The organism is Pseudomonas sp. FP2294, from assembly GCF_030687625.1.
Taxonomy (GTDB): Bacteria; Pseudomonadota; Gammaproteobacteria; order Pseudomonadales; family Pseudomonadaceae; genus Aquipseudomonas; species Aquipseudomonas shahriarae.
The window spans coordinates 3,687,094-3,711,416 of the sequence record NZ_CP117441.1; the positions used below are offsets into that span (position 1 = coordinate 3,687,094).

Annotated in this window: 21 protein-coding genes; 14 read left to right on the forward strand and 7 right to left on the reverse strand. The window is 63.3% G+C overall.

The window, feature by feature from the left end; genetic code table 11:
- The first annotated feature begins 115 nt into the window (after nt 1-115).
- The 4 genes from PSH73_RS16265 to PSH73_RS16280 all read left to right on the forward strand — a co-directional run bounded on the left by PSH73_RS16265 (nt 116) and on the right by PSH73_RS16280 (nt 5,286).
- A complete protein-coding gene (locus tag PSH73_RS16265) occupies nt 116-1,504 on the forward strand; it encodes an amidase (protein WP_057444291.1) in 1,389 nt (462 codons plus the stop codon).
- Nucleotides 1,505-1,599: 95 nt separating this feature from the next.
- Entirely contained in the window at nt 1,600-2,952 is a 1,353-nt protein-coding gene (locus tag PSH73_RS16270; RefSeq protein WP_057960099.1) for a citrate-proton symporter, read from the forward strand.
- Between the two features lie 92 nt (nt 2,953-3,044).
- Complete coding sequence (locus PSH73_RS16275) at nt 3,045-4,391, forward strand: OprD family outer membrane porin (protein ID WP_305460925.1); 1,347 nt, start codon at nt 3,045-3,047, stop codon at nt 4,389-4,391.
- A gap of 139 nt (nt 4,392-4,530) precedes the next feature.
- Nucleotides 4,531-5,286, forward strand: a complete 756-nt coding sequence (locus tag PSH73_RS16280; protein ID WP_057960101.1) for a hypothetical protein — start codon at nt 4,531-4,533, stop codon at nt 5,284-5,286.
- 4 nt (nt 5,287-5,290) lie between these two features.
- Here PSH73_RS16280 and PSH73_RS16285 read toward each other — a convergent pair whose 3' ends face one another.
- Nucleotides 5,291-6,196 carry a LysR family transcriptional regulator gene (locus PSH73_RS16285; protein WP_057960102.1) on the reverse strand — a complete coding sequence of 302 codons (906 nt, stop codon included), beginning with the start codon at nt 6,194-6,196 and terminating at the stop codon, nt 5,291-5,293.
- A 206-nt stretch (nt 6,197-6,402) separates the two neighbouring features.
- On the opposite strand from PSH73_RS16285, the gene PSH73_RS16290 reads away from it, so the two are divergent.
- The 8 genes from PSH73_RS16290 (at nt 6,403) to PSH73_RS16325 (ending at nt 14,592) form a co-directional block, all read left to right on the forward strand.
- A complete protein-coding gene (locus PSH73_RS16290) occupies nt 6,403-7,170 on the forward strand; it encodes a FadR/GntR family transcriptional regulator (protein WP_057441603.1) in 768 nt (255 codons plus the stop codon).
- Between the two features lie 149 nt (nt 7,171-7,319).
- Complete coding sequence (locus PSH73_RS16295) at nt 7,320-8,522, forward strand: ABC transporter substrate-binding protein (RefSeq protein WP_186625944.1); 1,203 nt, start codon at nt 7,320-7,322, stop codon at nt 8,520-8,522.
- 68 nt (nt 8,523-8,590) lie between these two features.
- Entirely contained in the window at nt 8,591-9,451 is an 861-nt protein-coding gene (locus tag PSH73_RS16300; RefSeq protein WP_057960104.1) for a branched-chain amino acid ABC transporter permease, read from the forward strand.
- 1 nt (nt 9,452) lies between these two features.
- On the forward strand, nt 9,453-10,463 hold the full coding sequence (locus PSH73_RS16305) for a branched-chain amino acid ABC transporter permease (RefSeq protein WP_128593326.1): 1,011 nt from the start codon (nt 9,453-9,455) through the stop codon (nt 10,461-10,463).
- Entirely contained in the window at nt 10,460-11,209 is a 750-nt protein-coding gene (locus tag PSH73_RS16310) for an ABC transporter ATP-binding protein (RefSeq protein ID WP_057441609.1), read from the forward strand. The genes PSH73_RS16305 and PSH73_RS16310 overlap by 4 nt, the downstream gene beginning before the upstream one ends.
- Complete coding sequence (locus tag PSH73_RS16315) at nt 11,209-11,904, forward strand: ABC transporter ATP-binding protein (RefSeq protein WP_029293283.1); 696 nt, start codon at nt 11,209-11,211, stop codon at nt 11,902-11,904. The genes PSH73_RS16310 and PSH73_RS16315 overlap by 1 nt, the downstream gene beginning before the upstream one ends.
- A gap of 13 nt (nt 11,905-11,917) precedes the next feature.
- The gene (locus PSH73_RS16320) at nt 11,918-13,192 is read left to right on the forward strand and encodes a Zn-dependent hydrolase (RefSeq protein WP_057960106.1); all 1,275 of its coding nucleotides are present in this window, start codon (nt 11,918-11,920) and stop codon (nt 13,190-13,192) included.
- A complete protein-coding gene (locus tag PSH73_RS16325; RefSeq protein WP_305460929.1) occupies nt 13,189-14,592 on the forward strand; it encodes an amidase in 1,404 nt (467 codons plus the stop codon). The genes PSH73_RS16320 and PSH73_RS16325 overlap by 4 nt, the downstream gene beginning before the upstream one ends.
- 56 nt (nt 14,593-14,648) lie before the next feature.
- Here the strand turns inward: PSH73_RS16325 and PSH73_RS16330 are convergent, their stop codons facing one another.
- Nucleotides 14,649-16,157 (reverse strand): M10 family metallopeptidase C-terminal domain-containing protein, encoded by a 1,509-nt coding sequence (locus tag PSH73_RS16330; RefSeq protein WP_162947738.1) that lies wholly within the window; start codon nt 16,155-16,157, stop codon nt 14,649-14,651.
- 232 nt (nt 16,158-16,389) lie between these two features.
- Between PSH73_RS16330 and PSH73_RS16335 the strand changes: the two genes are divergently transcribed.
- On the forward strand, nt 16,390-17,253 hold the full coding sequence (locus PSH73_RS16335; RefSeq protein WP_057960108.1) for a LysR family transcriptional regulator: 864 nt from the start codon (nt 16,390-16,392) through the stop codon (nt 17,251-17,253).
- A gap of 50 nt (nt 17,254-17,303) precedes the next feature.
- Nucleotides 17,304-18,308, forward strand: a complete 1,005-nt coding sequence (locus PSH73_RS16340; RefSeq protein ID WP_057441621.1) for a LacI family DNA-binding transcriptional regulator — start codon at nt 17,304-17,306, stop codon at nt 18,306-18,308.
- On the opposite strand, the gene PSH73_RS16345 is transcribed toward PSH73_RS16340, so the two are convergent.
- The 5 genes from PSH73_RS16345 to PSH73_RS16365 form a co-directional block, all read right to left on the reverse strand.
- Entirely contained in the window at nt 18,305-19,030 is a 726-nt protein-coding gene (locus PSH73_RS16345; RefSeq protein ID WP_128593331.1) for an SDR family oxidoreductase, read from the reverse strand. The genes PSH73_RS16340 and PSH73_RS16345 overlap by 4 nt on opposite strands.
- 77 nt (nt 19,031-19,107) lie before the next feature.
- Nucleotides 19,108-20,640, reverse strand: a complete 1,533-nt coding sequence (locus PSH73_RS16350) for an FGGY-family carbohydrate kinase (protein ID WP_057441624.1) — start codon at nt 20,638-20,640, stop codon at nt 19,108-19,110.
- A 2-nt stretch (nt 20,641-20,642) separates the two neighbouring features.
- Nucleotides 20,643-21,722: an alcohol dehydrogenase catalytic domain-containing protein gene (locus PSH73_RS16355; RefSeq protein WP_198792650.1), complete on the reverse strand. Its 1,080-nt coding sequence runs from the start codon at nt 21,720-21,722 to the stop codon at nt 20,643-20,645.
- Nucleotides 21,723-21,794: 72 nt separating this feature from the next.
- Nucleotides 21,795-22,787 (reverse strand): ABC transporter permease, encoded by a 993-nt coding sequence (locus PSH73_RS16360; RefSeq protein WP_057960111.1) that lies wholly within the window; start codon nt 22,785-22,787, stop codon nt 21,795-21,797.
- Nucleotides 22,753-24,261 carry a sugar ABC transporter ATP-binding protein gene (locus tag PSH73_RS16365; protein ID WP_057960112.1) on the reverse strand — a complete coding sequence of 503 codons (1,509 nt, stop codon included), beginning with the start codon at nt 24,259-24,261 and terminating at the stop codon, nt 22,753-22,755. The genes PSH73_RS16360 and PSH73_RS16365 overlap by 35 nt, the downstream gene beginning before the upstream one ends.
- Between the last annotated feature and the right edge of the window lie 62 nt (nt 24,262-24,323).

Below are 24,323 nucleotides of genomic sequence, written 5' to 3' on the forward strand. Positions count from 1 at the left end.
AAAACGCAACACTGCACCGCTTCGAATGTGATGGTCGCTGCCCCCCAGGGTTTATATAGTCGGGTCCAACAGCCACCCGCCATGAGCCCCAGGGCCCATCACCAGGAAGCGCTCAATGACCGACCTTCACGACCTCACGGCCGCGCAATTGCTGGCGCATTTCGCCAGTCGCCAGCTCTCCCCCATCGACTACTACGATCACCTGCTGGGCCATATCGACCGCTGGGAGCCGCAGATCCGCGCCCTGTATGCCTTCGATCCCGAGCAGGTGCGCCGGGAAGCCCAGGCCTCCACCGAGCGCTGGAACAAAGGCCAGCCCAATGGGGTGCTCGATGGCGTACCCGTGACCATCAAGGAACTGGTGGCTACCGAAGGCACGCCGATTCCCCTCGGCAGTGCCGCCACCCGCCTGACCCCGGCCCTCAGGGACGCCCCGCCCGCCGCGCGGATGCGGGAAGCCGGGGCGATTGTGCTGGCCAAGACCACTGTCCCGGATTTCGGCATGCTCTCCTCCGGCCTGTCGAGCTTCCATGGCATCACCCGCAACCCGTGGAACACTGCCAACAACACCGGCGGTTCCAGCTCGGGGGCTGCCGCTGCGGCCGCCGCCGGTTACGGGCCACTGCATATCGGCACCGACATCGGCGGTTCGGTGCGTTTGCCCGCCGCCTGGTGCGGCCTGGTGGGGTTCAAGCCGACCCTGGGGCGTATCCCGATTGACCCTTACTACACCGGCCGCACCGCCGGGCCCATGACCCGTACGGTGGACGACTGCGTGCTGATGATGCAGCACCTGGCCCGCCCCGATGCCCGCGACGCCACCAGCCTGCCGCCGCTCACCAGCGAGTGGAGCAACCAGCCGCTGTCGGTCAAGGGCCTGCGCGTCGGCCTGATGCTGGAACCCGGCGCCGGCCTGCAACCGGAAGGTTTCGTGTGTGAGGCGGTGGAACACGCCGCGCGCCTGTTCGAAGCCCATGGCGCCAAGGTCACGCTGATCCCCCCGATCATGGACCGCGCCCAGCTCGACGGCCTCGACCAATTCTGGCGCGCCCGGCAATGGGGCGACCTGTCGGCGTTGAGCAGCGAGCAATTCGATAAGGTCTTGCCGTACATCCGCGACTGGGCCGCGCCCGGTGCCGATATCAGCGGCGTGCAGGCGGTGCAGGGGTTCAACCAGACCTTCGAGATGCGCCGCCGCGCCGCCCAGGCCTTCAGCGACCTGGACCTGATCCTGTCGCCCACCAACCAGGTCAACGCGTTCCCCGCCGAATGGCCGTCACCGAGCAATGACCCGCAATTACCGTTCGAACACATCGTGTTCACCGTGCCCTGGAACATGGGCGAGCAACCGGCGCTGTCGATCAACTGTGGTTTCGCCGCCGATGGCATGCCCATCGGCCTGCAGATGATCGCACCGCGTTTTGCCGATATCTGGCTGCTGCAAATCGCAAAAACCTATGAGAGCTGGCGTGGCGCAATCCACCAATGGCCGAACCCGAACTGACCTTGACGCTGTAACTGAACTGCCCACCCACACGCCTGTTCCCTGGCCACAAGGCCGGGGTCTGGACGACCTATAACTAAAATCGAGGGGCTGGTATGCACACTGAACAATTGACTCGCGAGGGTCCCGAGCACACACCCGAAACGCCATCGCCGGACGCCGGTCGCAAGAGCATCTTCGCTGTGGTGTTGGGTAATGCCGTGGAGTTTTTCGACTTTGGGGTCTACGCGACCTTCGCGGTGATGATCGGCCATACGTTTTTCCCGTCCGACAGCGCCTTCGTCAGCTTGATGCTCTCGGTCACGGCCTTTGGCATCGGCTTTATCGTACGGCCCCTGGGCGCGGTGCTGATTGGCGCCTACGCCGACCGCGTCGGGCGCAAGCCGGCGATGTTGTTGACCCTGGTGATGATGGCGGTGGGCACCGGCAGTATTGCGATATTGCCCGGCTACGAGACCATCGGGATTGCCGCGCCGATCCTGCTGGTGGTCACCCGTATGATTCAGGGCCTGGCCTGGGGCGGTGAAGCCGGCCCCGCCACCACCTATATCCTGGAAGCCGCGCCGCCGCACAAACGCGGCACCTATGCCTGCTGGCAAGTGGTCGCCCAGGGCGTCGCCGCCATGGCCGCCGGGCTGGTGGGTTACACCCTGACCAAAGTCATGTCCCCCGAAGACCTCAACAGCTGGGGCTGGCGCGTGCCGTTCGTGTTTGGCCTACTGGTGTTGCCGATTGGTATCTATATCCGCCGCAACCTGGCCGAGACCTTCCACGGCCAGGGCGAAACCACCAGCACCGGCGACCTGGTGCGCGAAGTCTGCGGCAAGCATCGACGCGCCCTGGTCCTGGGCCTGCTGATCCTTTCGGGCAGCACCATCACCCAGTACTTCCTCAACTACATGACCACCTTTGCCCTGACTGAGCTGAAGCTGCCCACCAGTATTTCCATGCTCTCAACCCTGGTGGCCGGTGCGGCCATGGCGGTGTGCGCAGTGGCTGGCGGCATGTTGTGCGACCGTTTCGGGCGCCGGGTGATCCTGATGACGCCCCGGGTGGTGCTGTTGCTGATCCTGTTCCCGGCCTTGCAATTGATGACCGAACACCCCAGCCCGTCGACCTTCCTCCTGACCCTGGCGCTGCTGTCCGGCCTGCATGGCATGAGCGGCGCGGCGTTGATCGTGTTGCTGGTGGAAAGCTTCCCCAAATCCGTGCGTTCCACCGGTTTCTCCATCGTCTACGCCTTCGGTGTGGCGGCGTTTGGCGGCACCGCACAGATCATCATCACCTGGCTGATCGGCACCACGGGCGACCCGATGTCACCGGTGTGGTACCTGCTGATCGCCAACCTGGTGTGCCTCACCGCCGCCTGGTTCGCCAAGGAAACCCGGCCTGTGCTGCCCGGCACCCCGGCCCGCGAAACCCGGCTCAGAGAAGCCCCGGTTCGCTGATCGCTTTATCCCTACTGTGGCAAGACCACTTGCCACAGGTACTGTGCCCGGCCTCAGCGGTCGCCTTACTCTTCTTTGTGTGGGGATTCACCATGTATCCACGTCTTTTCCTGGCCGCCGCCCTGGCGTCCGGTACCCAGGCTTTTGCTCAAGAAAACGCCCAGGCCAGCGCCCCCGGCTTTATCGACGGCAGCAGCCTGGACCTGAACCTGCGTCACTACTACTCCAACCAGCACACCCAGCGCAGCACCTACCTGAGCATCCAGAAACCCGCCGGCATCGAACGCACCCGCGTGCGCGAAACCTGGGTGCAGACCGCCATGCTCAAGTACAGCTCCGGCTACACCCAGGGCGTGATTGGCGTGGGGGTCGATGTCGGCGTATTCAGCGCGGTCAACCTGCAGCGCGGGCATGGCAAGGTGGCCAATGGCGGTGACCGCGTGCTGGTGGACAGCGACGGCGATGCGATCCCGACCTGGAGCCGGCTGGGGGTGGGCGATGTGCGGTTTCGCCTGTCCAACACCGAGCTCAAGGCCGGGCGCTTGATGACCGATAACCCGATCCTGCGCTACAAGGACAACCGCGCCCTGCCCTCCAGCTTCCAGGGCGTGGGCCTGTACAGCAACGAACGGGACTGGCTGTCGGTGCAGGGCGGCACCTTCGACCGGGCCATCCCGCGCACCGGCACCGGCGCCGAACGCCTGACCACCACCTTCGGCAACCGCGCCTACAGCGGCGCGCGCATCAGCTACCTGGGGGCCACGCTCAAGCCGGGCTACGGCCTGGAAGCCAGCCTCTACGGCTCGCGCTTCGAGGACATGTGGGACCAGTACTACCTGGGGCTGACCCACCGTATCGGCGACAAAAACGCGGTGGCGCTCAAGACCGCCCTGCACTACTACCACACCCAGGATTCCGGCCAGCAGCGCCTGGGTTATATCGACAACGACGCCGCCAGCCTGGCCGTGACCGCCAACCACCAGGCCCACAGCCTGACCCTGGCCTGGCAACAGGTGTTCGGCAACGAGTACTTCGACTATGTGTGGGAGTCCACCGGCAACTACATGGCCAACTCGCTGTACTCGGACTACAACGGCCCCAACGAAAAATCCTGGCAACTGCGCTACGACCTCGACCTGGCCGCCTACGGCGTGCCCGGCCTGACCGCCAGCCTGTGGCACGCCAAGGGTTGGGGCATCGACGGCACGCACTACGAGGGGGATCGCAACGGCCACAACACCGGCTATAACGTGCGCGGCCTGGATAACGCCAAGCACAATGAAAACGGCTTGATGCTGGCCTACGTGGTGCAATCGGGGAAATTGAAGAACACCGTACTGCGCACCATCGTCTACAACCACCGCGCCAGCGGCGGTCAAATTGACGGCAGCTACGACGAGTTCCGGATCGTCGGCAACTTCCCCATCAACCTGTTCTGACACCCGCCCGTCGGCACCAGTCAATGCCGACGGGTAATATTCAGAATTCTTACACCCTGCATGAGACTGCTCCGGCATTGGCTCGCCGCCGCGCTTGGTAAAAAGCCTGTCCCCTACGGACGGTTACCCAGGAACGCGGATGAAACCTTTGAAAGCAGCAGCGCTTTGCATCATCAGTGGATGGTTAATGCTCTTGAGTTCCCCTGGCCATGCCGCACCGCCGGGTATCGAGTGGCTGGTGGATTGCCCGCGCCTGCCCGGGCGGGCCCTTGACCAGGAGGTGATGGCACGCACCCAGTGCGGCATCGTCACCGTGCCGCAAAACCATCAGGCCGCGGACGCACGCACGTTGCGCCTGACCCTCACCCGGGTCGGTGCCCGTCAGCCTCTGGAGCGTCGGGGTGTGATCTTCACCCGCCCGGCTACCGCACAAGCGGATTTGCGCGGGGTGTTCGCGGTGCACCTGGCCACAGTCTGGAAGTACTACAACACCGAGGCGTACCGGACGCTGACCCAGTTCTACGATGTCATCGAGTTGAGCCCGCGCAACGCCCGCACAGCAGCCGACAACGAGCAATCGGCCTGGGACATGGATTTCGTACGCCAGCAACTGGGTGAGCAACGGATCAGCTTCCTGGGCATCGCCCAAGGCAACGTGCTCGGTGCCGGGTACGCCGGGCTGTTTGCCGATCGCATCGAACGCATGGTGCTGGTAGAGCCCGATGAGGCTGCCACCCCGGCGTTCGAATCCCTGCCCGCCACATTGCGGCTCAAGGGGCCTTATCTACAGGGCAGTTCCGTCGTCGATGCCAGCCGCTGCGTAAATCGTTGGGCGGGTGTCTACCTGGCACACGGCAGGCAGCCACCGCCGGCAAGCGACTGCCTGGGCAACTGAGGCTTCAGTCCACCAGCGCACAACGCTGCATCGCGCTGGCCAGCATTTCCTGGCACTTGAGCACCGCCACCGAGCGCGGCCGGTTGCGGTACCCGCACAGGTCGATGCGGATTCGCCCCAGGTGCTCATCGGCAATCGGCACCGCCACCAGGCCATCGCCCAGGTCGCGGGCGTCGGCATCCACCTGGGGCAGGATCAACACCGCCGCCCGTTGCCGGGCCAGGCTTTTCTGCACTTCCAGGGAGCTGGTGGTAAACACCGGCTGGATCGTCACTCCTCGTTTTTTTGCTGCCATCTCCAGGGCCTGGCGCACGCCGTACGCCGAGTCAGGAATGGCCAGGGGCTGGCCTTCAAGTTCGCGCAGTTCGATGCTGTCGCGCTGGGCAAAGGGGTGCTCGGCACTGACCAGCACCCGGTGCCACAACTCGCATTGTGCGGTGACTTCCACGTCGGCCCGTTCCTGCAGATAGAACGCCAGGCCCAGGTCGGCCTCGCCACTGCACAGGGCGTCGAGGGTGGCCGAGGCGCTGGCGATCACGATATTGAAGGTGACCTTGGGGTGCGCCCGGTAAAACGCCGCAAGCACCGGCGCCAGCACTGTGGAAACGATACTTTCTGACACATGGATGCTGATGTTACCCGCCACCTGACTCTGCCGGCTGGCGATCACATCGCGCACCTGATCGAGGCCGCGCAGGGTGCTGGTGACCTGCTCGGCCAGGCACTCACCCTCCACCGTCAGGCGGATACCGCGCGGGCCGCGCTCAATCAGGGCGGCGCCAAAGAAGTGTTCGAGGTGTTCAATCTGCCGGCTGACGGCAGTGGGCGTGACGTACAAACGCTCGGCCGCCTTACGCAACGAGGCGCAGCGCGCCACCTCGTGAAAATACCGCAAGGCTCGTAATTGCATGCTCGGGTGCTCCTGCACAAAGACTGGAGCGCTATGGCAGGCAATTACTGCGCCAGGCTCAAATTTTATGAGCACGACACATCAACTGTGGGAGCATGGACGTGGTTTACGACCTGTTTTAACTGAAAACGACCCCTGCCGTTGACGCCCCGCCCCAACCCCTATTAAGTGCTATTTATCCGCATTAATACGATAAATAGAAAACCATGCTCAGCCGCCCCCTGCGACGCAAACGCCAGAAACTTTCCGATGTGATTGTCGAGTCGGTCAAGCGCTCGATCGTCACCGATGCCTTGAAGCCCGGCGACCGCTTGCCCACCGAGCGCGAATTGATGGAGAGCTTCCAATGCTCCAAGGGCTCGGCCCGCGAAGCGCTCAAGGCCCTGGAGGTCGAAGGCCTGGTCAGCACCCGCACCGGCCCTACCGGTGGCGCGTACCTGAACCAGGCCGGCACGGAGCCCGCCAGCCGCGCCTTGCGCAACTACCTGCACTTCCAGCACCTGGATGGCGAGCAGGTGTATCAACTGCGCAAGGTAATCGAGGTGGAACTGGCAGTGTCAGTGCTGGGGCGCCTGAGCGAAGACGACTATCGCGCCCTGCAAGACAACGTGGACTTTTGCAGCGCGCCGGAAGACAGCGAGGCCGGCCAGCGCGAGCAGCGCCTGGCGGAGCTGGAGTTCCACAACCTGCTGGCCAGGGCCTGCCCCAATCCGTTGCTGAGTTTTATGGCGCAGTTCCTCAACGACCTGCTGCGCGACCTGGTGGTGCTGAAAAAAGCCTACAAGCCCAAGCGCAAGCAATTCGACGCGGCCAACCTGGACTATCACAAGCAACTGCTGAGCGCGTTTCGCGCCAACGATGAAGCGGCCGTGCGCAGCCTGATGCATGAACACATGTGCGACGCCGAACACCACATGACCGCGCTGGAAGGCCAGGTCAGCCCACACTTTTTGCTGGAGTTCGACCACTCCTGAAAACACCCCAAATCCCCTGTAGGAGCTGGCTTGCCTGCGCCTACAGTTTTGACCGTGTTTCACCTCAATAAAAAAGGCCTGCCCACAGGCCGTGCTCCACCGTATCGCCATTGCCACTCCTGCCAATAACTAAACCAGGGAGTCACCCCATGCAGCGTCGTACGTTGTTGAAAGCCAGCCTCACCGCCGCCGCCGCGCTCAGCCTTCCGCTGAGCGTGCGCAGTGCATTCGCCGCCGAACCGTTTACCTTTTACGGCCTCAAGTCCATGTCTGGCGCCTTTGCCAGCTATGGCAAGTTTGCCGACATGGGTTCACGCTTGGCGGTGGCCCAGTACCCCGAACTTCTCGGGCGCCCACTGAACTACAAGGTGATCGACACCGAAGGCAACGCCGGCAAGGCGGTGCGCAAGGTCCAGGAGGCGATCGGCCAGGACGGCGCGCGGTTCTTCCAGGGCTGCACCCTGTCGTCCTCGGCACTGGCAGTGGCCAAGGAAGTGGACAAGGTTGGCGGTGTGTTCATGACCCCGGTGGGCGCTGACGAAGTCACCGGCAAGGACTGCAACAGTGCGACCTTCCGCTGGTCGGTGCCCACCTATGGCGCGATCCGCGAAACCCTGGTGCCGCTGATCAAGCTGCTGCCCGAGGCCAAGCGCTGGTACACCATCACCCCGCAATACGTGTTCGGCGAAGCCTTGCTCGAAGGCGCCAAGAGCGTGCTGGCCGAAAACGGCCTGGAGCATGTGGGCAACAGCTATCACTCATTGCAGGAACAGGAATTCTCCGGCTACCTGACCAACGCCATCGCCGCCCGGCCCGACGTGCTGGTGTTGCTGAATTTCGGCAGCCAGTCCTCCAACACCCTGCGCCAGGCCGTCAACTTCGGTATCAAGGAGCGCATGAAAGTGCTGCTGGTGTGGTCCGCCGGCCTCGACCAGTTCCAGGAGCTGGGCAGTGATGTACTCGAAGGCGTGTACCTCGGCGCGCAGTATTGGCACCAGGTCGATACCCCGCTCAACCGTGAGCTGGTCAAGCTGACCCAGGCCAAATACGGGATCAACCCCACCTACCCGCTGGCCGCTGACTACATCAGCACCAAAGTCATGCTCGACACCATCAAGGCCACCGGCAGCTTCGACGGCCCCACCGTGGCCAAGGCCATGCAGGGCCTGAGCTACGACGGCCCGACCGGCAAGGAAACGATCCGCGCCGGCGACCACCAGGTGATCAAGGATTACTACCTGCTGGTGGGCAAGGCCACGGGCGACATGGCCGACAAGGATGACCTGGCCAAAGTCCTCAGCTCCGGCCAGTCGTTCCCACCGGTAGAAGCCACGGGCTGCAAGCTCGGCTGATCCGCCCACTTTCACCGGTAACACACGACAGGGTCGTTGACCGCGGCCGCCTGTTGGAGGATTCCTGCATGCTCAATCTTTACCTGTTCCAGATTCTCAATGGCCTGGGCCTGGGGATGATCTACTTCCTGATTGCGGTCGGGCTGACGATCATTTTCGGCCTGCTGAACTTCGTCAACTTCGCCCACGGCGCGTTTTTTTTGCTGGGGGCGTACATCTGCTACACCGCCGTCAGCCTCACCGAAAGCTTCTGGCTGGCCCTGCTGATCGCGCCGCTGGTGGTGGCCGCGCTGGCGTGGCTGATCGAGCGATTATTGATCCAGCGGATCTACCACCTGCCGCACATGTTCCAGATCCTCGTGACCCTGGGTATCGCGCTGATCATCCAGGAAGCCAGCGTGATGATCTGGGGCCCGGTGGGCAAAAGCGTCGCCGTGCCGGAACTGCTGCGCGGGGTGCTGGTGGTCGGCGACTTCGTGTACCCCTACTACCGCCTGTTTTTGATTGTGTTCTCGGGGCTGGTGGGCCTGGGCCTGTGGCTGCTGCTGGAGCGCACGCGCTTTGGCGCCCTGGTGCGGGCCGGCAGTGAAAGTACCGAGACCGTGTCGCTGCTGGGCACCAATATTTTCCGCCTGTTCTCCATGACCTTCGCCCTCGGCGTGGCCCTGGCCGGGATCGCCGGGGTGCTGTTTGCCCCGTTGCGTGGCGCCCAGCCCTTTGTCGGCCCGGAGATCCTCGGCATCGCCTTTGTGGTGGTGGTGATCGGTGGCATGGGCTCGTTCGGCGGCGCCCTGGTGGGCGGCCTGCTGGTGGGCGTGGTGCAGAGCCTGATGACCACCCTGTGGCCCCAAGGCGCGAGCCTGATGATCTACGGCGCCATGGCCGTGGTGATTCTGGTACGCCCTTACGGCCTGTTCGGGAGAGCCTGACATGAGCGAGAAAAATCCCCTGCCGTTTGCTAAAACTCAATCCAAGGCCATGTTGCTGTGGGTGCTGGCGGTACTGATCGGCCTGCCGTTGATCCTGCCCTCGGCAACCCTGGCCACCGAGATCCTGATCTTTGCCCTCGCCGCCCTGGCCTGCAACCTGTTGCTGGGCTACACCGGACTGCTGTCGTTCGGCCAAGGCATCTTCTTCGGCGCCGGTGCCTATTGCGCCGCCTTGCTGATGATCCACTTGCAACTGGGCCTGTTCAGCGCGCTACTCGGCGCGGCCCTGGTCGGCGGGTTCCTGGCCTTCCTGGTGGGCGCCCTGGCGATCCGCCGCACCGGCATCTATTTCGTGATGCTGACCTTGGCCTTCAGCCAGATGGCCTACTTCCTGGCCTACACCCTGAGCGACTGGACCGGTGGCGACAACGGCCTGCTCAGTGTGCCGCGCCCGGAAATCCGTATCGGTGACACAGTGCTGCTGTCCCTGGCCGACGCCCGGGTGTTCTATGGCTTTGTCGCGGTGCTGTTCCTGCTGATCTTTATCGGCGCGCGCCGGGTGATCGCCTCGCCGTTCGGCAGCACGCTGATGGCGATCCGCGAAAACGAAACCCGCGCCTCGGCCATCGGCTACGACACGCGCCACTTCAAGATCCTGGTGTTTGTGCTGTCTGGCGCGGTCACCGGGATCGCCGGGGCGCTGTACGCCATGCTCCTGCACTTTGTGCCGCTGTCCAACATCGACCTGGTGATGTCGGAAAACATCCTGATCATGACCATCGTCGGCGGCACCGGCTCGCTGTTCGGCTCGTTGCTGGGGGCCGGTTCCATCGTGCTGCTGGGGGACTTTCTCTCCGACCTGTGGCCGCGCTGGCTGATGCTGCTGGGGGTGATCCTGATCCTGGTGGTGATCTTTATGCGTGGAGGCTTGTGGGGCGGCCTGTCGGCGCTGTTCGAACGTGTGCGTGGCAGCCGCAAGGCCCCCGCCGTGACCAAGGAGGATCTGCTATGAGCATCCTGTTGGAAACCAAAGACCTGGAACTGGCCTACGGCGCCTTCCATGCCGTCAACGGCGTCAACCTCAAGGTCGAAGCCGGCACCATCCACACCATTATCGGCCCCAACGGCGCCGGCAAGACCAGCCTGTTTCACTGCCTGACCGGCGAACGCCAGGCCACCGCCGGGGCGATTCATTTCGACGGCCAGAACCTGATGCGCAAGCCGGCCCACAGCCGCGTCGGCCTGGGCATGGCGCGTTCGTTCCAGCTCACCAGCCTGTTCCAGAACCTCAGCGTGCGCGAAAACCTGCGCCTGGCCGCCCAGGGCCGTGACGGCGCACGCGCCCTGAACTTCTGGCGCCGCGTGGACAGTAAGCGTGAACACCTGGAGATGGCCGACCAGGTCCTGGAGCGTCTGCAACTCACCGCCCGCGCCGAGACCCTGGCCGGAGAGCTGTCCCACGGCCAGCAGCGTGTACTGGAGGTGGGCATGTCGATCTGCTCCAAGCCCAAGCTGTTGATGCTCGACGAGCCCACGTCCGGCATGGGCATCGACGACATCCCAATCATGACCCAACTGATCAGCGACCTGGGCCGCGACCATACGGTGCTGCTGATCGAGCACAACATGAGCATCGTCATGTCCATCAGCCAACGCATCACTGTGATGAGCCACGGGCAGATCCTGGTCGAGGGCACACCGGAATTCGTGCGCGCCGACGAGCGCGTGCGCAGTGCTTACCTGGGGGAGGCCGCCTGATGCTGACCGTCGACAATATCCATTCCTACTACGACAAGAGCCACGTCCTCGAGGGCGTGTCCCTGACTGTCAATCCCGGCGAACTGGTGACCCTGCTCGGCCGTAACGGCGCCGGCAAGACCACCACCCTGCGCAGCATCCTGGGGATTATCTGCCCGCGCCAGGGGCAGATTCACTTCAACGGCAAACCGCTGGTGGGGCAGAAAATCTTTGAAATTGCCCGCCAGGGATTAGCGCTGGTGCCGGAGAACCGCGGGATTTTCCGCCTGCTTACAGTCGAGGAAAACCTGCGCATCGCCGTGCGCAAGACCAGCCGTTGGCAGATGGAGGACGTGTACGCGATGTTCCCGCGCCTCAAGGAGCGGCGCAAAAACGCCGGGCATGCGTTGTCCGGTGGCGAGCAGCAGATGCTCGCCATCGCCCGCGCCCTGCTCAACGATCCCAAGCTACTGATCCTCGACGAACCCACCGAGGGCCTGGCCCCGGTGATCGTCGACGAACTGGTGAAGATCCTGCGCAAGATCAAGGACGACGGCCTGCCAGTGCTGCTGGTGGAGCAGAACCTGTTGGTCTGCGACAAGCTCGCCGACCGCCACTACGTACTCGAACAGGGCCGCGTGGTCTACGAAGGCAGCGCCGAGGCGTTTCGCGCCGACCCGACGATCAAGAACCGCTACCTGGCCCTGAGTGCCTGACCGGAGACTGCTGATGAATAGTTTTGCGCAACCGCTCCAGAGCAACGCCCCGCTGATCAACCGCGACCGCCTGTGGCAATCCTTGATGGACCTGGCCCAACTCGGCGCCACGGCCAAGGGCGGCGTATGCCGCCTGGCCCTGACCGACCTCGACCGCCAGGCCCGCGACCTGTTTGTGCAGTGGTGCACAGCGGCCGGGTGCAGCGTCAGCGTGGATGCGATCGGCAATATCTTTGCCCGCCGCGCCGGGCGCAACCCCAACCTGCCACCGGTGATGACCGGCAGCCATATCGATACCCAGCCCACCGGCGGCAAGTTCGATGGGTGCTATGGGGTGATGGCCGGCCTGGAAGTGATCCGCACCTTGAATGACTTGGGCGTGGAAACCGAAGCACCGATTGAAGTGGTGGTATGGACCAACGAGGAAGGCTCACGCTTCCCGCCGTGCATGATGGGCTCGGGAGTGTTTGCCGGCAAATTCGACCTGCAGGAAACCCTCGACAAGCAGGATGAGCAAGGTCTGTCGGTGGGCGCCGAGCTGCAGCGCATCGGCTACGCCGGCCCGCGTGCGGTGCTCGGGCACCCGGTGGGCGCCTACTTCGAGGCGCATATCGAACAGGGCCCGGTCCTCGAAGATCAGGCCATCACCCTCGGCGTGGTCATGGGCTGCCTGGGCCAGAAGTGGTTCGACCTGACCTTCACCGGCGTCGAGGCCCACGCCGGCCCCACGCCCATGCGCCTGCGCAAGGACGCCCTGGTGGGTGCCGCGCAGGTGGTCAGTGCGGTCAACCGCATTGCTCATCAACAGCAACCCCACGCCTGCGGCACGGTCGGCTGCCTGACCCTGCATCCGGGCTCGCGCAACGTGATTCCCGGCCAAGTGCAGATGACCATCGACCTGCGCCACCTGCATGCCGACAAGCTGCAGGCCATGGTCGATGAAGTGCGTGAAGTGATCGAAGCCACAGCCAAGCAGCATGGCTTGAGCTATGAGTTGACGCCCACCGCCGACTTCCCGCCGCTGGACTTTCATCCGACCTGCGTCAACGCCGTGCGCGATGCTGCCCAGGTGCTGGGCCTGAGCCACATGGACATTGTCAGCGGCGCCGGGCACGACGCAATTTTTGTCGCTGAACTGGGCCCGGCCGGGATGATTTTTGTGCCGTGCGAAGGCGGTATCAGCCACAACGAAATCGAAAACGCCGCGCCGGATGATTTGGCCGCCGGCTGCGCGGTGCTGCTGCGGGCCATGGTCAATGCCGCGCAACAGGGAGGTGAAGCAGCATGACGCAGATCGCCAACCTGACGGCTGTAGAACTGCTGGCACGCTACCGGGATAAGAGCCTGTCGCCGGTGGAAGTGACCGAAGACACTCTGCTGCGCATCGAGCGCTACAACCCGGTGGTCAACGCGTACTGCCATGTCGACCCCGAGGGCGCCTTGAACGCCGCACGGGCTTCGGAGCAGCGCTGGTTCAAGGGCGCGCCCTGCGGGGCATTGGACGGGGTGCCGGCGTCGATCAAGGACTTGACCCTGACAGCAGGCATGCCCACACGCAAGGGCTCACGCACCTCCTCCGCCACCGGGCCGTGGGACGTTGACGCGCCGTTTTCGGCGTTTATGCGCAAGGCCGGCGCCGTGTTGCTGGGCAAGACCACCACCCCGGAATTCGGCTGGAAAGGCGTCACCGACAACCCGCTGTACGGCATCACCCGCAACCCCTGGGACACGCGCACCACAGCCGGTGGTTCGTCCGGCGGCGCGGGTGCAGCGGCGGCGCTGAACCTTGGCGTGTTGCACCAGGGCAGCGATGCTGGCGGCTCGATCCGCATTCCCTGCGCCTTTACCGGCACCTTCGGGATCAAGCCGACCTTTGGCTACGTACCGCAATGGCCGGCCAGCTCGATGACGATCCTCTCGCACCTGGGGCCGATGACCCGCACCGTGGAAGATGCAGTGCTGATGCTGCAAACCGTGGCCCAACCGGATGCCCGGGACGGCCTGATCGGCGCGCCGCGCAACACGCCATGGCTCAAGCCGGGCACGGACCTCAAGGGCCTGCGTATCGCCTACAGCCCGGACTTTGGTTACGTGGACGTCGATCCGCAGGTGGCCAAGGTGGTCGCCCAAGCGGTCGCGGGCCTGGTGCAACTGGGGGCGCATGTCGAACAGATCGACCCGGGCTTCAGCGATCCGCTGGAGGTGTTCAGTACCCTGTGGTGTGCCGGCGCGGCGCGCCTGACCGGGCAGTTGACCGACGCCCAGTGCGAGCTGCTCGACCCCGGCCTGCTGCGCATTGCGCAACAGGGCGAACGCCTCGGCCTGGCCGACTTCAGCGCCGCTCTGGAGGCCCGGGCGGCATTGGTGGCGCGCATGGCGGCGTTCCATGAGCACTACGACCTACTGGTCTCGCCGATGCTGCCAATCACCGCCTTTGACGCCGGGCATAACGTGCCACCGGGCTCCGGGCTGGGCGAGTGGATGGAGTGGACGCCTTTCAGCTATCCGTTCAACCTCACCCAGCAACCGGCGGCCTCGGTGCCGTGCGGGCTGGCGGCCAATGGTTTGCCGGTGGGCTTGCATGTGGTGGGTGCGCGGTTTGCCGATGAGCAGGTATTGCGGGTGTGCCAGGCGTATGCCAGGGCGTTCCCGACCCAGCATTTGCAAGCACCGCATACGCCCACCTGAAACGCGATCACCTGCAGGAGCCGGCTGACCGGCTCCGACTACAGGTTGCTGCGGGATTAGGCTTTGATATCGGAGCCCTTCAAAGGCTGCTCACTATCAATCTTGAGCAGGAAGTCGACGCGACGATCACCGTTCAGGTCAATCTGCAGCGTGGACTGATGGGCTTGAGCGTCGTATTCCAAAATGGCCTGGCGACCTTCACCGGTAAACCGGCTGACGAACCTCATGGGTTTTTCCGCAATGTCACGCCTCGGCGCTGATTCAACTCCATGCAGCGCTTCATCAACCACTGAAACGTCACGCTCATCCACATAAGTAGCCTCTGGCCCCGTCGCCCGCAGGTTGGACACGTCGATCTTGTCCTTGCCCGACACGAAGTCGGTGATTCGATCAGGACTCTGCGGTGTCGATTGCTGCGCATTCAAGAACAGGTAGGAGTTCCTGCCACCGCCGCCAGTCAATATGTTCTGGGTAAGGTTGCTGATAAAAATATCGTTTCCCGCCCCACCCTTGGCGTTTTCGATGGTCGTGCCCTTGGCAATGAATACATTTTTTTTCATCCCGCCGACATCCGACGGTGCGCCTTCGTTGAGATTGATCACCTGATTATCGCTAAACCCAGAAAAATCCAGCGTGTCTACACCACCACCGTCCCAGACTGTAAACACTGGAGCGTCTCTGGATGAACTCAAACGATAAGCCTCACGGTCGGCATTGGAGTTGAAGCCATAGGTGGTATCGCCCGTCCGGGTTTCGTGGTTCGCCCCGTAGAGTTTCTGGATGGCGGCCATGTCATCCACCATCGGTGTAGAGGGCTGGTAGTTGATGCCGTTTTTTACGAAGGACTGGCCAGTATGCTGCTCACTCCAGTAGCTCATGATGCTATGCCCGCTGGTGTCCTCCGCGTAGGTAGCCGTCGCGTAACTCGAACCTGTAGGAAGGCTTCTGAACGGGTGCGACAACCCCAGGGCATGCCCCAGTTCGTGGGCGGTGGTTCTGTGCCCGTCGTTGGAATGGCTGGGGGCTGTATGGACCTCATCCGATCCGGCCAGCCATATTTCAGAGGCTGCACCGAACCTTGGAATACGCGGGTTTGCCGCCAGATATCGCTGTGTCGCTTCAGAAGGCAGCGTCGTCGCGAAAGCGTTTTTGCCGTCAGCGCTTTCATTGAAGTTTCCAAAGTTGATATTGCCCTCACTCACCGCTCCCTGACCCTGTTCGGTGAAGCGCACATTCGCCACATCCGACCATTGGTCCATGGCCTGCCGCGCTGAATCCTTCTGGGCCTGATTGAATTCACTGAACCCACTCAGGCCCAATGCCCGAAAAAACGGCCCGGCCGTCGTTCGAAACTGGTAGGTGACATCAGTTTTTCCATCACCATTGGTATCGTGCCAACGGGAGTTGTCACGGGTTATCTCATCGGCGGCCTGCTCGACGGTATATGAAGGTTTGCCGTTGATTGTGCGTTCGCCACCGCGTTGATCGTGGTGAAGGACACGATCCAAGTGAGTCACGGTATTGCTGGCAAAGGGAGAAAGGTTAAACGTTGTTGAAGTCGACATGTTGCGTCTCCTTTTCACTGGTGCAGTGAAGTGGTGAGAAATGCCGGGGGACGAGCCCGCCTGGGCACATCCCAAACTAGCCCTGCACACAGCGAGCAGACATAGGCCTTTCCTTAAGGAAAGCGTGAGCCCACGCGCACGCGCTGAGCCCTGGAGCAACGCACTCATCGAAGAGGCGCGTGGTATCGTTGACACTTTTCGCGAGCACGCTCGCTCCTGCCTCGGAGCCGACATGGACATCGAACTGGCACGCACTTTCCTGGAAATCACCCGCTGCGGCAGCCTGGCCGCAGCCGCCGAGAAACTGCACGTTACCCAGACCGCCATCACCGCCCGGGTGCAAAAGCTCGAAAGCCAGCTCGACAGCACCCTGTTTGTGCGCAACCGCGCCGGGGCGCGGTTGACGGCCGATGGCGAGGCATTCGTGGTGTATGCCAATCAACTGGTGCAAACCTGGGAAGCCGCACGCCGCGACCTGCCGTTACCCGAGGGCTATCGCAATGTGTTGCATATCGGCGGCGAAGTCAGCCTGTGCAACCCGCTGATCCTCGGTTGGGCCAAGGCCCTGCGCGAACACATCCCCAGCCATGCGCTGCGCACCGAAGTGCGTGACGGGGAGTACCTGTTGCGCCAGCTGGAACTGGGGGTGCTGGATGCGGCGCTGGTGTTCCAGCCGCAGTACTGGCCGGGGTTGCAGGTGGAGCAGGTACTGGAGGAAAAACTGATCCTGGTGCGTCTGGCCGCCCGCCCCGATCCCTATGTGTATATCGACTGGGGCGCGGGCTTTCGCCAGCAACACGACGCCGCCCTGCCGGACAAGGCCCGCGCGGCTGTGAGTTTCAACCTGGGGCCGTTGGCCTTGCAGTACATCCTGGAGAACGGTGGCAGCGGCTATTTCCGCACGCGGGTGGTGCAGAGCTATCTCGAAAGCGGCGTGATGGAGCGCGTGCCCAAGGCCCCGGAGTTCAGTTTCCCGACCTACCTGGTGTACTCGCGTGAGCGTGATTCGGCGATCCTGCAGCAGGCCCTGGTGCTGCTGCGCGGGGTGGTCAAGGCCGAGAGCGATTGGTCACAGCGTTGGGATCCGGTGCTTTGAACCGATGCCCATGGTAGCCTCCTGATGTTTTCTCCTGGTCCCACCTGCCGATGAACAAGAAAAAATCCGTCACCATCAGCGACATCGCCAAACGCGTCAATATGACCACCATCACGGTGTCGCGGGCGTTGAGCAAACCTGACCTGGTCAAGCCCGCCACCCTGGCGCGGATCCTTGAGGTGGCGCGGGAGCTGGACTATGTGCCCAACGCCTTTGCTCGCGGGCTCAAGCGCAGCGAAAGCCTGATCATCGGGGTGATCACTGCGTCGGTGGACAACCCGTTCTACAGCGAAATGATCAAGGCGATTTCCCGCGAGGCGAAAAAGCACGGCTACACCATCATGCTGGTGGACACCGACGAGCTGGAAGAATTGGAAAGCAAGGCCGTGGATACCCTGCTGGGTTATCGCGTGGCGGGGATTATCCTGTCGCCGGTCTCCGACGAGCCCGACTACCAGCCCGATTACCTGGAGCGCCTGGGCAACGGCAAGACCCCGGTGGTGCTGCTCGACCGCACGATCCACGACAGCCCGTTCAGCCGCGTGGTGCTGGACAACTACCACAGCGGGATCGAGGCCGCGCAGTACCTGTTGCGCCAGAACCCGGCGCTCAAGCGCCTGCTGGTACTGACCGGGCCGCAGCATTCACGCATCACCGTGGAGCGCCTCAAGGGCCTGCGCGAAGTGCTCGCCGAGCATCCCCAGGTGCAGGTCGAAGTGTGCGCCGGCGACTACACCTTGATGCCCTCCTACCTGCACACCCTCGACTACCTGGCCGCGCACCCCGCGCCGGAGGCGATCATGGGTTTCAACCAGTTGATCACCCTCGGCGCCCTGCGCGCCTTGCGCATGCACAATATCCCCCACGACAGCCTGACCATCTGCGGCATCGACCGCCTGCCGTTTGCCGATATCTTCGGCGTGCCGATTGCCTGCGTGGCCCACGATGCGTCGCTGGCCGGCAGCAGTGCGGTGCGCCTGTTGCTCGACCGCCTGCAAGACCCGCACAAACCCCGGGACAAGGTGGTGATCGCCGGCAAGCTGGAGAACGGCTAGCGGCTGGTGTAGCCGCCATCAATCGGCAGGCTGACCCCACTGATCATGCTCGCGGCCTCACTCAACAGGAACAGCACCGGCAACGCCACTTCCCGGGGCTGCGCAAAACGCCCCAGGGGAATCGCCGCCAGGGCCGGGTCGCGTTTGGCCGGGTCGGACCAGGCCTGTTGCGCCATCGGCGTGAGGGTCACGGTAGGGTTGACGCTGTTGACGCGGATCCCGAAACGTCCCCATTCGGCACATTGCACACGGGTGATCGCATCCAGGGCAGCCTTGGACGCGCAATAACCGAGGTGATCCTCCAGCGCCACCAACGAGGCCTGGCTGGAAACGTTGACGATACTGCCGGCGATACCTGCCGCGATCATCGCCGCCGCTACCCGGCTGGCGACTTGCGCGGCGGCGCGGGCGTTGACGTTCATCACGTGGTCGAAGGCGGCGCTGCTGATCGCCGCTGCCGGTTCCAGGCGCGAGATCCCGGCGCAATTGACCAGGCCGTGCATGGGCGGCAAGTCCTTGAGGGCCAGGTCCAGGGCGGCGCTGTTGGCGATGTCCAGGCACAGGGTTGCACAACCCAATTGGGACAGGGCGTGGGCATCGCGGCCGATGGCAAAGACCTGGGCGCCGCTGGCGATCAGTTGCAGGGCGATTTCCCGGCCAATACCGCTGGTGGCGCCGGTAACAAGGATGCGCTGGTGGCTGAAGTCGAAGGTGGTGGTCATGGATGATGGTCTCGAATGCAATGGAGAACCCCTGTGGGAGCTGGCTTGCCTGCTCCCAAATCTTGGTCTGTGTTCACTTAACTCATTTGCAGGCTATGCATGATCGGTTTGAGTGCCGGATACAGCTTCAGGTAGTCGGCAAAAGCGCGGTCGTATGCCTGCACATTTTCAGCCCCAGGCTCGGCCCGCAGCTGCAACTGCACCCAGCCTTTGTCCATTTGCGCCTTATCCACCAGCCCCACCGTGTGCGCCGCCAACAACGCTGCGCCCAGCGCCGCCTCCACTTCCTGGACGATGGTGTACACCGGGTAGCGGGTGACATCCGCGATAATCTGCATCCACAAATCCGAATGGCTCGCGCCGCCCACCACGATCAACCGTGGGTCCAGGGAATGGGCACCGCGCATGCCCGCCTCGATATTGTGCCGCAGGGCAAAACTCACGCCTTCGAGCACCGCGCGGTACAGGTGGATGCGGCTGTGATACAGGTTCAGGCCGACAAAGCTGCCGCTGGCCTGGTCATCCCACACCGGGCTGCGCTCGCCCATCAGGTAAGGCAAAAACAACAGCCCTTCACTGCCCGCCGGGATCTCGCGCGCGCGCTGTTCCAGCAGCCACAGGCTGTCTTGGCCGGTGGCCTGGGCCTGTTGCTCCTCGGCCTGGCAGAACTGCTCGCGAAACCAGCTTACCGAGGCACCGGCAGTAATCGCGCCGCCAAAGATGTACAGGTCCTGCTGGCCGTTATAGACATGGGGCATGCTCACCAGGCCATGGCGGGCATCCACCTGCTGGTTGAGGTAGCCCCAGCACATGCTGGTGCCGATCATCGCCACGTGGTTGCCCGGCCGGGTGACGCCGGCCGCCAGGGTCGCCATCGCCGCATCGACGCCACCGGCCAGCACCGGCATGCCCGGCGCCAGGCCCAGGCGCCTAGCCCATTCCGGCAGCAAACCGCCCACCACTTCGCCCGAATACAGCAAGCGCTCGGGCATCATTGCCAACGGGATATCCAGCGCCGCCAGCATCTCGACGGACCAGCCGCGCGCGGCCACATCATAGACCCCGCCGATATTGCCGGCGCTGCTGTGATCCACCGCCACCTCACCGGTCAGGCAGTAATTGATATAGCTGTTGGGCGGCAGCAGGTAGCGGGTGTTGGCCCAGACTTCAGGCTGGTGCTGCTTGAGCCAGAGCATCTTGGTGAAGCCGTAGTAGCTGTCCAGGGAGTTGCCGGTGACCGCGAACAGGCGCTCCAGGTCAACCTGCTCGCGGACCCAGGCCACCTGCTCGCCGGCGCGGCGGTCCATCCAGATCAGGCATGGGTGCAGCGGCTTGATCTGCGCATCCACGGCTATCCCCGAGCCGCCGTACAGGCTGCTGATGCACAGCGCCTTGACCTGCTCTTTGACGACCCCGGCCTTGCCCATGCACCCGGCTACACAGGCCTCCACCGCGTCCAGCCAGACCTGCGGCCACTGCTCGGCCCAGCGCACTTTTGGCGTGTCCACGCGATAGCCCTGGCTGTGCTGGGCAATGATCCGACCCTCACCATCCACCAACAGCGCCTTGGTGCTTTGGGTGCCAATGTCCACGCCAATCACGTATTTCATACTTATTGCCCCGGCTTGAGCAGCACCTTGATCGACTTCACCGAGTTGGCCAGGTCGAACGCTTCGGCCCAGTTATCCAGGGGGAAGTCGTGGGTGACGATGCCCTTGGACGTCACCAGGCCGCGCTCGAACAGGTCGATGGCCACCGGGTAGCAATACGGCCCCAGGTGTGCGCCGCGTACGTCCAGTTCCTTGCGGTCACCGATGATTGACCAGTCGGCACTGGTCTCGGCGCCGAACACGCTGAACTCGACAAACCGCCCCAGCTTGCGGATTAAATCCAGGCCCTGGGTCACGCCGGCCGGCACGCCAGTGGTCTCGATATACACGTCGCAGCCGTAGTTGTCGGTCAGGCCATTGATGATCGCGCGGGCGTTGTCACGGGCCGGGTTGATCACCACATCGGCGCCGTATTTTTTCGCCAGCTCCAGGCGCTCGTCGACCATGTCGATCACCACCAGCTTTTTCGGGGTCTTCAGCGCAGCCACCTGGACCATGCACAGGCCCAGGGTGCCGGCACCGGCAATCACCACCACGTCATCGAGTTGCAGGTCGCCACGGTTGACCGTATGGATCGCGCAGGCCATGGGCTCGATCAACGCCGAATCCTCCAGGGACACCGACTCGGGAATCTTGTGCACGATGGCGGTCTTGGGGATGCGCATGTACTGGGCCATGCCGCCTTCGGCCACTTCGCGCTGGAAGCCGAAAATGTTGTGCACTTCGCACATCCAGTACTTGCCGGACTTGCAGAAGCGGCACTTGCCACAGGGCACGATCTGCTCGGCGATGACCTTGTCGCCGACCTTGACCTCAAAGTGCTCCTCGGCGCCCTCGCCCACTTGCTCCACGTAACCGAAAAACTCGTGCCCCGGCACCACCGGCGCCTTGACCCACGGGTTGTCGCCACCCCAGAACATCGCCGCGCCCGAGTGGCATTTGCAGTCACTGGCGCAGATCCCGCAGGCGGCAATGCGGATCACCAGTTCATTGGGCCGCGCCAGGGGTTTGCTGATGCGCTCCAGGCGGTAGTCTTTCGGGCCGTGGCAGACGACGGCTTGCATTTGGCTGTGCTTATCCATGATGTACTGACCTTTATTGAAGATGAGAGAGCCCGTCGCGGCCACGGCGGCCGCGTTGAGGTGCTGGTTTTTTTACTTGTGGCGCTGACGGCTGATAAAGATCGCCAGCAAAATAATTGCGCCCTTGATCACGCTCTGCACATAGGGCGAGACCCCGAGCATGTTCAGGCCGTTGTTCAACACGCCCAACAGCATGGCGCCGAGCAAGGTGCCGACAATCACCCCGCGCCCACCGGCAATCGAGGCGCCGCCCAGGACCACCGCGGCAATCGCATCCAGCTCGAAACCGATGCCGGCGTTGGGTTGGCCACTCATCAGGCGCGAGGTCAACACCAGCCCGGCAATCGCTGCGGTCAGGCCGCTGATGCCATACACCAGCAACTTGAAGCGCGCCGCGCGCACCCCGGACAGGCGCACCGCCTCTTCGTTGCCACCGATGGCGTAGATGTAGCGGCCGATGCGTGTGTGTTGCAGCAGCACGTAGGCCACCAGGTAGGTGACCAGCATGATCAGGATCGGCACCTGGATGCCCAGCAGGCTTTGGCGGCCAAAGAAACCAAACCACTCCGGCAGCCCGGAAATCGGATAGCCATCGGTGTACATCAGGCCGAAACCCCGGGCGATGCCCATGGTCGCCAGGGTGACGATGATCGGCGGCATATGCAGGTACGCCACGAACAGCCCGTTACCGATACCAAAGGCCACGCCGATCAACAGGCCCGCGCCAATCGCCAGGCCCGGCGGCAGGCCCGCGACCATCAGCCCGGCGGTCAGGGTGCCGGACAAGGCCATCACCGGCCCCACCGACAAGTCGATACCACCGGTGAGGATCACGCAGGTCATGCCCACCGCGATGATCGCGTTGATCGACACCTGGCGGCCGATATTGGACAGGTTGCTGGCGGTGAGGAAGTTGTCGCTGGCCACGATCATCACCGCCGTGACCACCAGCAGCCCGATAAACGGATAGAACGCCGGCGAGCGCACCAGTCGTGCCAGGTTCAGCCGTAACCCCTGGGTACCTGCGCGGTTAATGGACGTATTCACTTGAGCCCCCTGTTGCATGGCGCATGACCTCTTGTGGGTTGACGGCGGACGCTTCCAGTACCTTGACGATGGCGCCCTTGTGGAACACGGCGACGCGGTCGCACATGCCGATGATTTCCGGCAGTTCGGAGGAAATCATGATGATTGCGTAGCCTTGCTCGGTGAGCTTGCGCATCAGCGCGTAGATCTGTGCCTTGGCGCCGACGTCGATGCCACGGGTTGGTTCATCGAACACCAGCACATCGCAGTGATGGTTGATCCAACGAGCAATCACCACTTTCTGCTGGTTGCCGCCGCTCAGGTTGAACACCCGGCTTTCGCCACTCGGCGCCTTGATCGACAGTTGCTGCATCAACGCTTCGACGCTGGCGCACTCCTTGCCCTTGTCGATCAGGCCGCTGGCGCCCTGGTACTTGTGCAGGTTGTTGATGGAGATGTTTTCGCGAATGCTGAAATCGGTGATCAGGCCTTCGCTCTTGCGACTTTCCGGCAACAGGCCGATGCCGTGGGCCAACGCCTGGGCCGGGTCGTCGAGGCTGATTTTGGCGCCGCGCAACCACACATCCTTGGTCACCGACGGCAGTGCGCCCATCATCCCCAGTGCCAGCTCGGTACGGCCCGAACCGACCAGCCCGGCAAAGCCGAGGATTTCGCCCTGGTGCAGGTGGAACTGGTTGTGGGGGCCATTGCGCTGCAACTGGATATCCCTGACCTCCAGCAGCAGCGGCCCGCGCGCGGCGGTGGGTTTGGCGGGAAAACTGCATTCCAGCTTGCGGCCCACCATCATCTCCACCAGGCGGTCAATATCGCTGTCGGCCACGTCGGTGACGCCAGCATTGCCGCCGTCGCGCAACACGCTGATGCGGTCGCAAACCTGGAAGATCTCCTCCAGATGGTGCGAGATAAAAATCACCGCCACACCCTGGCGCTTGAGTTCGCGCATGATCTCGAACAGCAGTTCGGCCTCGCTCGGCGTCAGGGTCGCGGTGGGTTCATCGAGCACCAGCAGCCGCGCCTCCAGGGCCAGGGCCTTGGCGATTTCGACAAACTGCTGCTCGGCCACGCTCAGGCGCCGCACCGGGCATTGCAGGTCGATGCTCACCCCCAGGCGCTGAAACAATGCCTGGGACGCCTCATGCATATCGCGCTTGCGCAGCAGGCCGAAGCGGTTGTTCAGCTCATGGCCGAGGAAAATATTCTCCACGGCCGTGAGGTCGGGAATCAGGCTGAACTCCTGGAAGACAATGCCGATACCGGCGGCAATCGCATCGCGATACGTCGCAAAGTGTCGGGCCTGCCCGTCAATCAGAATGCGCCCTTCATCCTGGTGCTCGACGCCGCCGAGGATTTTCATCAGGGTCGATTTGCCCGCGCCATTTTCCCCGAGCAAGGCATGAATCTCGCCGCGTTCCACTTGCAGGTTGATGGACTTGAGGGCTTGCACCCCGGGGTAGCGCTTACAGATATTTTCCAGTTGCAAAAGACTGCTCATACCGCCGACCTCTCGTTCAGAAGGATGCCCTGTGCCCCACGATTGACGTGGGGCATGGACGG